Origin of the sequence: Labilibaculum euxinicum (genome assembly GCF_963678175.1) — a bacterium.
Taxonomy (GTDB): Bacteria; Bacteroidota; Bacteroidia; order Bacteroidales; family Marinifilaceae; genus Labilibaculum; species Labilibaculum euxinus.
In genome coordinates this window covers 1,760,666-1,774,022 of the sequence record NZ_OY782756.1, presented here as the reverse complement: position 1 = coordinate 1,774,022, position 13,357 = coordinate 1,760,666, and the positions used below count along the sequence as shown (strand labels likewise).

Here is a 13,357-nt window from a genome sequence, read left to right as displayed (position 1 = left end):
CGTGATTCTATCCACAAAAAAAGCTTCCCCTTTCGGAGAAGCCTGTCAACTATTTAATTACAATAAAGGAATCTATTTAAACTCTTTTTTTAATTGCTCTACCCAAGCTTCAATTCTTTCGTTTGACAAACCTGCCTGATTCTCGATATCGAGAGCCAAACCTAAGAATTTGCTATCGCGTAAAGCAACAGACTTTTCAAATTTATAGCCTTCCGGAGAAGTCAATCCAATTACTTTTGCTCCTCGTTCTTCCAGTGCAATTGCCAAAAGACCAATTGCATCTACAAAATTTTCAGGATATCCAACCTGATCGCCTAAACCAAACAAAGCAACTGTTTTGCCTTTTAGCTTTAGATCCTCAATAGCAGGCATAAACTCGTCCCAGTAGTTTGGTAATTCACCATCGAACCATGTTGGAACACCTAATATTAAATTATCGTAAGCAAGAAACATTTCTTCGTCAACGTCCTCAACATTTACACTTTCCACTTCTGCTGAAGATCCAAAAGCTTTTTTTATTTTTTCAGCATTCTTAGCTGTTTTGTTCGTATTGAAACTATAGAATAAACCTATTTTTTTCATTTTATCTTTGGGTTTTAGATGTGAGAACTGAGAAATGAGGAAAAAATTGAGCGCTTTAAAAATGTCCTAAATCTCATAGCTTATATCTCCTAATCTGATATTAATACTCTATCAGCTCTTTTGCTGCTGCATAAATTTTATCATTATTCGGAAGTACTGCTTTTTCCAATATACGATTAAAACCAACCGGTGTAAATTCAGATCCAACACGTTTTACCGGAGCATCCAATTGATTGAAAGCCTGTTCGGTTATTGTTGCCGAAATTTCAGCTCCAAAACCAGAAAATACTTTGTCTTCATGAACAACCATTACTTTATTGGTCTTCGCTACCGATTTTAGTATTGTTTCTATATCCATCGGAACCAATGAACGAAGATCAATAACTTCAACCTGTTTGCCTGTATCTTCGGCTAACTTATCAGCAACCTCAACACACATATGAGTTGTATTTCCATAAGTCACAATCGTTAAATCAGCACCTTCTCTTCGTACTCTTGCTTTTCCAAACGGAACTTCAAAGTCTTCTGGTACTGCCGCCGATGCTTTCGGATCGTTATACAAAGCTTTCGGCTCCATAAATACAGTCATTCCCTTCGAACGGATGCTGGTACGCAACAATCCTGCGGCATCATCGGCATACGATGGGTAAACAATTCTAACACCTGGGAAAGTTGCCAAGGCTCCTTCAATATTTTGCGAGTGATACAATCCGCCGCCAATATATCCACCAGATGCTAAACGCACTGTGATATTCGGCGAATACTGTCCTTTTGTTCTCCAATATTCGTGAGTTGTTTCTACAAACTGCTCCATTGCAGGCCAAAAATAGTCAGCAAATTCAGCACCTTCAACAACAATTCTGATTTTATCGTTGAAACGGCTCATTCCATTTGCTGTTCCCATAATATAGTCTTCGGCAATTGGAGCATTAAATACCCTGTCTTTACCAAATTCCTGCTGCATCCCTTTGGAAACGTTGAAAATCCCGCCTTTATCTTTATTGGCAATATCCTGTCCCCAAATAAAAGTATCTGGATTAAGACGGAATTCTGCCTTTAGTGTCTCATTCAATCCTTCAATCAACTTTTTGTTGTTGCCGGTGAAATTGTGCAGTCCTTCTGGATATTTCTCGGAAACATAAGGTTCCGGGATCACAAAATCGTGAATGGATGCCGGATCAGGATCCGGTGCACTTAAACCTGCTTTATGCGCTTTTTTAACTTCCAGTTTCACTTCTGCTTCAATAGCCAACAGTTCCTCTTCGGTAAAACGCTTGTAACGAACCAATAACCTTCGGTACTTCGCCAATGGATCGTATTCTGTAACGTAGTTTAATTCAGCATTATCGCGGTACAATTCATGCTTATCGGAATTGGAATGCGACCCCATACGAACACAGTTGGCCTGAACAATTACCGGAGTTGAAGTCTCCAATGCAATTTGTTTTGCTTCAGTCATTGCATTCATCGAATCAAAAACATCTTTTCCGTTACAATGAATAATTTTCAGGTACTTCATTCCACGGAAGTTATCAGCAACTTTTCTGTTCGCCGTCTGATCTTTCTTAGGAACCGAAATTCCATATCCGTTATCCTGAAATACAAATACTACAGGAAGCTGCTCATTGGTTGCTCCGTTAATGGCCTCGTAAACATATCCTTCCGATACCGACGATTCTCCCTGAGAACTAATTACAACTCCTTTGTGCTTGTATTTTTTTACTGCGCGGCCTAAACCTACTGCATGCAAAGTATGATTTCCTGTACAGGAAGATACATTGTGAACATTCCATTCCGGCTTTGCAAAGTGATTCGACATGTGACGACCGCCACCTGCTACATCTGTATCTTTTGATATCCCGTTAAAAATGATCTCTTCAGCAGTTAAACCCGCCGAAATAGAGGTCAGCATATCTCTGTAGTAAGGGAATAAGTGATCTGTTTTACGATCGAATACCTGCCCAATAGCCAATTGAATTCCATCATGACCGGCATAAGGAGCATGGTAAGACCAGCCAATTGCCTGCTTTAGGTAATTGGGTGCTTTCTCATCCAATGCTCTACCCAAAGTCATCAAATGAAACCAACGACCAAGCAATTCCTTCGAGGTTTTTTTAATGCTAAACTTTTTACTTTCAGTCATCTTATTAGTTTTGTCCGTAGTACTTTCTACGGATGTTATTTCCAGTGTTTCCATGATTTAAAATGCTCTGTTACTATCAATTTCTTCCAAATAGTCTGCAATTTTCCGTAAGAAAGCTCCCCCCAAAGCTCCATCAACAACCCGGTGGTCGTAGGAAAGAGACAGGAACATTTTCTGACGAACAACAATTGCATCTCCGGCCGGAGTTTCGATTACTGCAGGTTTCTTTTCAATGGTTCCAACAGCTAAAATTGCAACCTGTGGCTGATTGATAATTGGTGTACCCATTACATTTTTGAAGGACCCAAAATTTGATATTGTAAATGTCCCGCCCTGAATATCATCCGGACTTAATTTATTATTTCGTGCATCGGTTGCCAAACGATTCATATCATTTGCCAAACCAATTAAGTTTTTCTGATCTGAATTTTTAATAACGGGAACAATTAAGTTTCCACTAGGAAGAGCTACTGCAACACCAACATTAATATTCTTTCTCAGAATAACATTGTATCCGTCAACAGAAGCATTCACACCTGGAAAATCACGTAAAGCTTTAGAAACGGCTTCAATAATAATTGGCATGTAAGTAATCTTGGTTCCTTCTTTTTTAAAGAACTCATCTTTTACTTTATTTCTCCAATTAACCATATCGGTAACATCAGCTTCTACCATTGCGGTGACGTGCGGAGATGTTTGCTTCGACATCACCATATGATCGGCAATGATTCTTCTCATACGGTCCATTTCCACAATCTGATCCTGTGCTCCAATCGACATGGATACTTTTGGTTTTTCAGCTGCCTGAGCCGGACTGGGAGCAGAAACTGTTTTCACTTCAGGAGCAGAAACAGTTGTTCCATTGCGACTGGACAAGTAATCCAAAACATCTTGTTTTTGAACTCTTCCCTCGGTACCATGTCCAGTAATTGTTTCCAGCTCTTGAACAGTAATATTTTCACTTTTCGCAATGCTTTTCACAAGCGGAGAATAAAATCGGCCTGAAGCAGATTGAATATCAGAGATACTTACACTTCCTGCAGCTTCTTGAGGTATTGTTTCGGATACAGAAGTACCAGCACTTGCCTTAACCGGCTCTTCCACATCATCTGCATCACCCAAGGCAATGATCGCAACAACCTCGCCAACAGGAACAACATCATTTTCTTTAAATCGGATTTCAATTACTTTTCCGTCTACCGGACAAGGTATTTCAGAATCCACTTTATCAGTTGCAATTTCAAAAAGCATATCATCCTCTTCCACCTGATCATTCAACTTCACGAACATTTTCGTGATAGTAGCTTCTTGTACGCTCTCGCCCAACTTAGGCATTATGATTTCAAAGCTAGACATATAACTTATAGTTTAATATTTATAATCATATTTAAATGTTTCGATACAAATATAAAAAATTATTCTTATTTAGATTTATTAAAGCTTACAATAATTGCAATCTCCACATTACAATTTTTTATTATCGTATAGATTTCCTTGATATGAATAAAATTATTTTATAAAAGGTACTACATTCTTATTATTCAGATTAATTTTGAGACAGAAAAATAACATGAAATGAAAGAATTCACATTTAGCCTAGAAATCACTTCCTCGCAGGAAGAAGTATATAACGCCCTAACCAATTCTTTTCAAATTGAACTTTGGACTGGTTATCCTGCAGTAATGGATGAAAACCCCGGCACTGTTTTCTCTCTTTGGGAAGGAGATATTACGGGTGTTAATCTGGAAATTGTTAAAGATTATAAGATTGTTCAGGAGTGGTTCTTTGGAGAAACCGAAAGTCCGTCTATCGTGACCTTGCTGATAAAAAAAGCTGGTTCAAGATCTCGAATTGAACTGACTCACACCAACATACCCGATGAAGCTTACGATGAGATAGTTGAAGGTTGGAAAGATTACTATTTAGGGTCGGTTAAAAACTTTTTAGAGTTTTATTAATAGATTTTAGCCATTAGCTTATATCCAAAAGAAAGCGCAGACATTTTAAAAGTGCCTGCGCTTTTTCTGTTTTTTCAGAAGAATTATTCTACGATAATCACTTCATCGAAAATTTCAATTTTATCACCGGGACGAATTTTTGCTCTTTTACGAGTTTCCACTTCTCCATTTCGAAATACAATTCCATCTTCAACAAAAATCTTAGCCTGAGCGCCACTTTCACTAATACGAGTTACTTTAATCAACTTAATCAACTCAATATATTCAGTTTCAATCTTAAATTTTATCATAGTTATCTAGTAATTTGAGTCGCAAAAGTAATCTTTTTCGCCTCTTAATGAAAGAACAAATAAGCAATTGCTATGGCGGCAACAATACCGGCAAAATCAGCAATTAATCCACAAGTAACAGCATATCGGGTATTCTTAATTCCCACAGCTCCAAAATACACGGCAATAATATAAAAAGTTGTATCTGTGGCACCTTGCAGCGTTGATGCCAATTTGCCAACAAAGCTATCTGCCCCGTGCGTTTGCATCGCATCCACCATCATTCCTCTGGCACCACTACCACTCAATGGTTTCATTAATGCGGTAGGCAAGGCTTCTACAAAATCGGAATTTACACCAACAAAAAGACAAAACCGCCGCGCTCCTTCAATCACTAAATCCATTGTTCCGGAAGCTCTGAATACACCAATTGCAACCAAAATAGCAATCAAATAAGGAATAATTTTAATGGCAATTGAAAATCCTTCTTTTGCTCCATCTATAAAACTCTCATAAACATTCACCTTTTTTCGTGCTGCCAAAAGTATAAATGCAATGATAATTGAAAATAAAAATACGTTACTAACTACAGTAGAAATCTGAGTTATCTGATCCTTTTCCAAGCTTGAGAAATAAGTTATCAACCCAATAATAAAGACAGTTAATCCTCCCAGATAAGCCAAAATAACTTTATCCCAAAGTTTTATTTTCTGTACAATTGCAACACTAATCAAACCGGCCAGTGTAGAAAAATAAGTTGCCAGTAATATGGGGATAAAAATATCAGAAGGATTCACAGCTCCTAATTGTGCCCTGTAAACCATAATAGATATTGGAATAATCGTTAATCCGGAAGTATTCAGCACCAAAAACATAATTTGTGCATTGGATGCGGTGTCCTCCGATGGATTAACAGACTGCATTTCCTTCATCGCCTTTAATCCTAATGGCGTAGCTGCATTATCCAAACCGAGCATATTTGCAGCTAAATTCATCATTATCGAACCGTGTGCAGCATGTCCTTTGGGTATTTCAGGAAACAACTTGTTGAAAAACGGACCAATCAAACGGGAAAAAACTTTTACAATTCCTCCATTTTCTCCGATTTTCATTATTCCTAACCACAAGGTTAGAACACCTGTTAAGCCAAGAGAAATATCAAAACCTGTTTTTGCCATATCGAATGTGGAGTTTACCATATTAGGGAATACCTCCATATCACCAAAAATGATCAACTTGATCAATCCAACAACAAAAGCAACAACAAAAAAGAAAATCCAAAGGTAATTTAAGGCCATAAACTTATTTTTAATATATTAAAATGTGGTTAAATACTACTTGTTGCTCTGGTTTTCCTGTATCAATTTCAATCTCTCTTTTGGATAAGACTCATTCGATTTTAGATTCTTAGCCTTTCTGTAATAGAAACGGGCAACAGAATAATTTCCCTTATCGTATGCTTCATCTGCCTGGGTAACAACTTTTTTATACTCAGCCTCAAGCTTCTGATTTTTCTTCGAATTGATAAACTCCTCAATTTTATCCAATTGCTTATTGGCATACTTTTCAGAAGTATCTAAGCCCTTGGCTTTCTGATAATAGAATTTTGCTACGGAATAATTCTTTTTAGTCAACTCTTCATCACCCCGGGCAATTAATTTACGATATTCCTCTGTTAGTTCAGAATTCTTACCTTCTCTTATCAATTTATCAATTTCCTTTAATTTCTTTTTAGGATAATCTCTATCGAATAATTCAAGAGCTCTTTCGTACATCACCTTCGCTACCGTAAAATGCGATGCGTTAAATGAATCATCAGCCTTTGCAATTTTTGATGCATATTCCCGTTCCTTTGCAATAGATAGTTTTTTCTCAAAATTAGTTGGGTTGTTTGAAACAACCTCCTTGTCAGCCAGCTTTAAAGCTTCCACTAATTTCTCAATCTCTTCCAATTTCTGCTTAGGATACTCCTCTTCCGGCTTCATACTAAGTGCAGAATTGAAATGATGACGTGCAACACTAAATTGCTCTTCTTTCAGAAATTTATCTCCTAATTTTATTTCCTCGCCATATAAACGATTCAACTCTTTCAATTTTTCAGCTTCTCTTGCTTGCTGCTCCAGTAATACTTCAATTCTCTTTAGCTGATTTTTAGGATAAGATTCGGCTGGTTTTAAATCCAATGCTCCCTGATATTTTCCAATTGCTGATGTGTACTCTTCCCGACCAAAAAACTGATCTGCTTCCTCAAGCAAAGCTTTGTACTGATACAGTAATGTTGATTTTTCCTCTTCCAACTTCTCCAGCTCTTTCAATATCAATTTAATTTCTTCTATTTGATTAGGAGGATAAACATCCTTAGGTTTCAGCTTTTGAGCCTTTTCATACTCCCCAATTGCAGATTGCCATCTTTTTCCTTCATAATATTTATCAGCAAGAGCGATGCAATTACTATACTCTCTTTCAGTGGCTCGCAAAGCCTCAGCAATTCTGGCTTCTTCTTCAGCCTTGGCTTTCAGCTGTTTCACTATTTCATCAATCTTCTGAATCTGAGTTTTTGGATAACTTTCATTACTCCTGATTTCTAAAGCCAAAGTATAGTTTTTTCTCGCTGATTCATAAGTTTCTGAAGAAAATTGAGAATCGGCTAAAGAAATAAATGAATTGTATTTTTCATCCAGTCCCTTTTTCTCTATAGCCAATCTAGCTTCTTCCTCGGCCAAACGTTTCTGTTCAGACAAAATATCATCAATTTTTTGGATTTGTGCCTTTGGGTAAGATTCCTTCCCCTTCAATTCTAAAGCATCTTTATAGCTTGTTCGAGACGATTGGTAATCACTGCTGGAAAACTGAGAGTCTGCCAATGCAATAATTGATGCATATTTATCATCTAAAGCTTTCTTTTGAGATGCCAATCGAGCTGCTTCATTAGCCTCTGCCTGTTGATTCGCCAATAACACATCAATTTTTTGAATTTGAGTTTTGGGATACGCTTCGCCAGCTTTTAAACGCAAAGCTTCCGTATAATTGGTTTTGGCTGATTGATATTCTTCTGATGAAAATTGGGTATCAGCCAATTTGATGACAGATGCATATTTTTCATCCAGGGCTTTTTTCTCAGCTAACAAGCGCTTTGCTTTTTCCGCTTCGGCTTGCTGATTTGCCAATATGTTATCAATCTTTTGAATTTGAGATTTAGGATAAACTTCGTCAACCCTCAAACTTAAAGCATCGGTATAACTTGTTTTAGAAGCCTGATAATCACCAGATGACAATTGAGAATCGGCTAATTTGATTATAGATGCATATTTTTCGTCCAAGGCTTTCTTTTCAGCAAGTAAACGAGTAGCCTTATCAGCTTCCACTTGCTTAGCATCCAATATCTCATTGATCTTTTGAATTTGAGTTTTTGGATAAGCCTCTGCCAACTTTAAATTTAAAGCATCCTTGTATGTGTTTTTAGCAGAATCATAATCTCCGGCTGAAAACTGTGAATCGGCCAACGCAACAACAGATTTATATTTCTCATCCAAGGCTTTCTTTTGAGATGCCAATCTTGCGGCTTCATCAGCTTCAGCTAATTGCTGTGCCAATATTCCATCGATCTTCTGAATTTGAAATTTTGGATATGTCTCGTTTGCTTTCAAACTCAATGCATCTGAATAAGTTGACTTTGAAGTCTGATAGTCACCGGATGAAAATTGAGAATCAGCCAAATTAATGATCGATGCATATTTTTCATCCAAAGCTTTCTTTTCGGCAAGCAAGCGAGCGGCCTCATCAGCCTCAGCCAGTTGTTTTGCTATTATCCCATCAATTTTTTGAATTTGAGATTTTGGATATGTTTCGTTTGCTTTCAAACTCAATGCATCTGAATAAGTAGACTTTGAAGTCTGATAGTCACCAGAAGAAAATTGAGAATCAGCCAAATTAATGATCGATGTATATTTTTCATCCAAAGCTTTCTTTTCAGCAACCAAACGAGCAGCCTCATCAGCTTCAGCTTGCTGGTCTGCTAAGATCCCATCAATCTTCAGTATTTGAGATTTTGGATACTCCTCCTCAGATTTCAAACTCAATGCATCTGAATAAGTAGACTTTGAAGTCTGATAGTCACCAGAAGAAAATTGAGAATCAGCCAAATTAATGATCGATGCATATTTTTCATCCAAAGCTTTCTTTTCAGCAACCAAACGAGCAGCCTCATCAGCTTCAGCTTGCTGGTCTGCCAAGATCCCATCAATCTTTTGAATTTGCAATTTGGGATACTCCTCCTCAGATTTCAAACTTAAAGCATCTGAATAACTGTTTTTCGAGGACTGATAATCGCCCGATGAAAACTGAGAATCTGCAATTGCAATTATTGATGCATACTTCTCTTCCATAGCCTTTTTATTGGCCTCTAACTGTGCTTGTTGCACCAACAAATCACTAATTTTTTGAATCTGGTTTTTAGGATATGCTTCGCTTGGCTTCACTTCTAAAGCACTTGTATAGTTCGCTTTAGAAAGTTTATAATCCTTTGTCTCAAATTGATTATCAGCTTTAGTGATTAATGCTAAATACCTTTCCTCCAATGCTTTTCGTTCTGCTTCGAGACGGGCTCTTTCCTCCGCATTGGCCAGCTCCTGCCCTATCAATTCATCAATTTTTTGCAATTGTGCTTTTGGATAATCCTCATCAGGCATAATCGCCAAAGCCTCGTTATAACCTGCTTTCGACAGATCATATTTTTTTGCATCAAAATTAACATCACCTCTTTGAATCGCAGCCTTATAAGCTCTTTCTTTCGCCAATCTTTGCGCCTCTAACTCTGCCGCTCTTTTTTTGGCTTCTTCCTCAGCTTTTTTAATTGCATCTCTAATTTGCGCATCGTAATCCCGATCATAATCGAAATCATCTAACTCCTTATCGTACATGATCATTCCCATGGGTTGATCAAAAACAGAAAGGTCAAGCCCCTCATAAGCTGGAAATAAGGAAACCATAAATTTAAAGGGTGGAAATTGATTGTCCCTACTAAGAATATCTAATGGCACAAAAGTGGAAATACTTACTTTCTTGGTAACAAATCCCTCTTTCGAAAACTCGAAAATATATTCATTTCCAAAATCCAATTCGTATTCAAACTTACCACTATTATCAACAATTCCCGACTCCATCTTTTCTGCATTTTTTAAAATGGTAATTCGAGTATTCTCAATACTTCCGTTTTCAATCTTTACTTTTCCGAAAATTGAATATTTATCCTGAGCAACCGCGAAATCAGGAAAACAACACAGAAAGAATAAAAAAATAGAAAAAACTGTTAATATGTGAAATTTTGAAGAATTATTCATATCAAAAAAAACGCTTTTACTTTATCATAAAAAAAATAGGCTTATCAGCCACTTCTTCTTGCAAACTAATAAAATCTAATGCAATAATGGTAAAGTTAAAATTTTGAAATGAAAACAGAGGATTATAAACTAAATAAAGCTATTTGCACTTGCAAATAGCTTTATAAATATTTCTCTAAACTTCTAAACAAAAAGAGTTTCCATATCAAATATTGAGCTAACATCTCTTAAAATATCCCTTTCTTCCGATAAACAAATGCTTTCTTTTGTTTTCTCACCCCATTCATTATAATATATTACCATTTTTTTTAGGATTCCTAAAGAACACAATCTGTAATTAGCTTCATCACAAATTTCCATAGCTGAATTAAAATGTCTTTCCACCTGAACGCGATTCCCTTCTGAAAACTGAACAGAACTAAGAAACGAATGATAATATATTTGCAAGAAATAATTTTTTGAAGCTAATATTTCACTTTCGCATGATTTTAAAAACTCAATTTGAGTTTTAGTCATTTCCATACCTAAACTATGCTGCGCAGATAATTTATAGCATTGCAGAATTCTGTAATTTAGATTTGATTTTTTCGACTCTGTTGTTTTATACAAATGTTCAACATCATCAATTAATTGAAGAACCTTATGAAAGGATTTCATATAAATCAATACCATACAAATAACAAGCTCAAATTCACCATTAAGTGAATAATTATCATCCAGATGATTATAAGCCATTTCCCTGTGATAAAACATCATTAAAATCTCAATTTCATTAGATTCCTTACTGATGAAATGATTGTAAATCAAAATACTGTTAAGTCTCATTGAGATATCAATTCCTGTGCATGACAAATCAATCTCTTCTGCATTTAATTCCTGATAATGATGCTCTATGTTCTCTATATCCATTGTAAATACAGAATTCAACAACAACAATGAATATGACTTTATTCGTACACTTTTAGATTGTCCGTTTTTTGCAAATATTTCTAATATAGCCTTATCTCCCTTACTAATATTATAGATATCTGGAAAATCCTTAAACAGATACTTTTCAGCTCGTTTCTGTGTTGCAAAATGCTCCATTAACTCTATTTTCCGATCATCTGAATAAATCGCTGAATTAAGAACGGTATCAATCACCTCACGATCTGAAAGTGTCTCGTCACTTAATTCAAAAAAGTTTTTTAATTCCAGATGTTTCCCATTATAGAAAGCATTCGTGTATAAAAAGCTAATTAGTCTATTTTTAATGTCAAAACCAGAATACTCATCTTCAACAACTTTAATCAGCTGAAAATCAACCCCTCCGTTTTGCTGAATAAGATTAAAACCAATCAAAGTCTCACGTAAGGACTCACTGGTAATTTTCACATACTTACAATAACTATTGTGTTCATTTATGGTGATAAATTCGGTTAATAATCCATATGAAATTAATTCCTCATAGGCATAAAAATAATTCCCAGCAGTTTTCAGATGGATTGGAAAAGCATCCCGCAATTCCATTTTTTTTGCAGCAACTCCATTCTTCCCATGTTCAATCAATTTCAAAATACCATATAAAATATCCATCTTCTCTTCCGAAAATCTGGAATAAAACACTTTGTTTCTTAAAAATTCATTTAACAACTCTTGCCCCTGATTATTGCCATAATGCTTATTCGGATTGTATAATTTCACGAATAATTCCAGATAAAAAGGATTAGAAATCATTTTCTTTTGTTGGAAGGACAATTCCTTAACTGAAAATTTAGTCGAAAAACTATTATTGATTGTTCGATCAATAACATATTCAATTTCATCATTTGTTAAAGGATATAGATTCTGATAATCCTGAGAATCTAATTTCAAACCTAGCTCGTACCAACTATTTTGAATAGCATTTCCTTTTATTACAAATGGTAAGGCAAATTTCTCCCAAGTTGAGCAACGTGAAGTTATTATTAGTTTTATCTTATCAGAATCCTTATAATTTGATATAAACTGTTTTATCTGAAGAAACAGCCTTTCCAGTTTAATATTATCATATGTGATTTCATCAAGCGCATCGATGGCAAATATTATTCGAGCGTCACAATCTTTAGGATTTTCAAGAAAATATTTCAAAGTATCCTTCTCTGTAAAATCTAATTGATCCTGAATCCAACGATCCAAGCTGAAATCCTTATTTAAAAAACTAAGCATGAATGATGCATTCAGATATAAAATGACATCATCACTTTGTTTTCTAATCCAATTTTTCTCGAACCACTTGGCTAACATACTTGATTTACCGAAACCTCCAGGAGCAATAAAACCAGTTGCCATTTTCGATGAATTCAAAAAACATCTAATTCTTTCTTCGGCATGAAACCGACTAACAACTGAATGAAATGGAATACCTGATTGTCCGGCAACTAATTTATACGTTTCCTTACTGAGTTCGAGTGATTTTTGATATAAATCATTCCAATTTCTTTTCTTCTTATAAGTAGATTTTATAGTACCACCCTGTGAAGCACAAAATTGCTCCCAAGTTGCATAACCAACATAAATGGAAAGCGTACTCAATGTAAATTTTGCTGGGGTAGTCCTTGTTTTTAAGAATCCATAAATTCGTCGAATAGTGGTAGTACTAATCCGGTATCCGGTTTCCTCGCAAATTTCATCAGCCAAAATACGACACGCTTTAGTATACAATAGCTCTGAACCAAACTTCTTTAAAACTTCCGATTTCAGTCGTTCAATCATTGTCGTAATAGTATATTGTAGTGATCTTAATCAAATTTCGAGTGAAAATAGGCAAGAAATATTACGGAGGCAATCACCAATTTATCTTCAGGGACAATAAATTTATATCTGCGTTGTTTTAGCTTATAATGGTGTTTATAAAACTAACTATTAAAACAACCACTTAAAAAGGGGAAAACAGGTCTGTTTATTATTCAAAAAGGAATCATAAGCCAAAAACATTAAACAGCCTATATCTATAAATCATTTTCCGGACTTGAAAAGATCTTGAAACGATGGGACTTATTCTTTTAAAAAATTAAAAATCACTTGAGTTTATATCTGCAACCAAA

The 13,357-nt window shown here is 35.6% G+C and carries 8 protein-coding genes; 1 reads left to right on the top strand and 7 read right to left on the bottom strand.

Translation table 11 applies throughout. The features are described 5' to 3' along the window. Window positions 1-72: 72 nt before the first annotated feature. From ACY0M5_RS07465 to ACY0M5_RS07455, 3 genes are all read right to left on the bottom strand, one after another. Window positions 73-582, bottom strand: coding sequence for a flavodoxin (locus tag ACY0M5_RS07465; RefSeq protein WP_124992164.1), 510 nt, complete (start codon window positions 580-582; stop codon window positions 73-75). Window positions 583-682: 100 nt separating this feature from the next. Next, complete coding sequence (locus ACY0M5_RS07460) at window positions 683-2,779, bottom strand: alpha-ketoacid dehydrogenase subunit alpha/beta (protein ID WP_461631319.1); 2,097 nt, start codon at window positions 2,777-2,779, stop codon at window positions 683-685. 3 nt (window positions 2,780-2,782) lie between these two features. Then, entirely contained in the window at window positions 2,783-4,081 is a 1,299-nt protein-coding gene (locus ACY0M5_RS07455) for a dihydrolipoamide acetyltransferase family protein (RefSeq protein ID WP_461631318.1), read from the bottom strand. Between the two features lie 219 nt (window positions 4,082-4,300). Here ACY0M5_RS07455 and ACY0M5_RS07450 point away from each other — a divergent pair, with 219 nt between their 5' ends. Further along, window positions 4,301-4,684: an SRPBCC domain-containing protein gene (locus ACY0M5_RS07450; protein ID WP_124992166.1), complete on the top strand. Its 384-nt coding sequence runs from the start codon at window positions 4,301-4,303 to the stop codon at window positions 4,682-4,684. An 83-nt stretch (window positions 4,685-4,767) separates the two neighbouring features. On the opposite strand, the gene ACY0M5_RS07445 is transcribed toward ACY0M5_RS07450, so the two are convergent. From ACY0M5_RS07445 to ACY0M5_RS07430, 4 genes are all read right to left on the bottom strand, one after another. Next, window positions 4,768-4,974 carry an RNA-binding S4 domain-containing protein gene (locus ACY0M5_RS07445; RefSeq protein WP_156196232.1) on the bottom strand — a complete coding sequence of 69 codons (207 nt, stop codon included), beginning with the start codon at window positions 4,972-4,974 and terminating at the stop codon, window positions 4,768-4,770. Between the two features lie 44 nt (window positions 4,975-5,018). Beyond that, window positions 5,019-6,251 carry a nucleoside recognition domain-containing protein gene (locus tag ACY0M5_RS07440; protein ID WP_461631317.1) on the bottom strand — a complete coding sequence of 411 codons (1,233 nt, stop codon included), beginning with the start codon at window positions 6,249-6,251 and terminating at the stop codon, window positions 5,019-5,021. Window positions 6,252-6,287: 36 nt separating this feature from the next. Continuing rightward, window positions 6,288-10,292, bottom strand: a complete 4,005-nt coding sequence (locus ACY0M5_RS07435; RefSeq protein ID WP_461631316.1) for a tetratricopeptide repeat protein — start codon at window positions 10,290-10,292, stop codon at window positions 6,288-6,290. A 183-nt stretch (window positions 10,293-10,475) separates the two neighbouring features. Continuing rightward, entirely contained in the window at window positions 10,476-13,025 is a 2,550-nt protein-coding gene (locus tag ACY0M5_RS07430) for a hypothetical protein (RefSeq protein ID WP_461631315.1), read from the bottom strand. Between the last annotated feature and the right edge of the window lie 332 nt (window positions 13,026-13,357).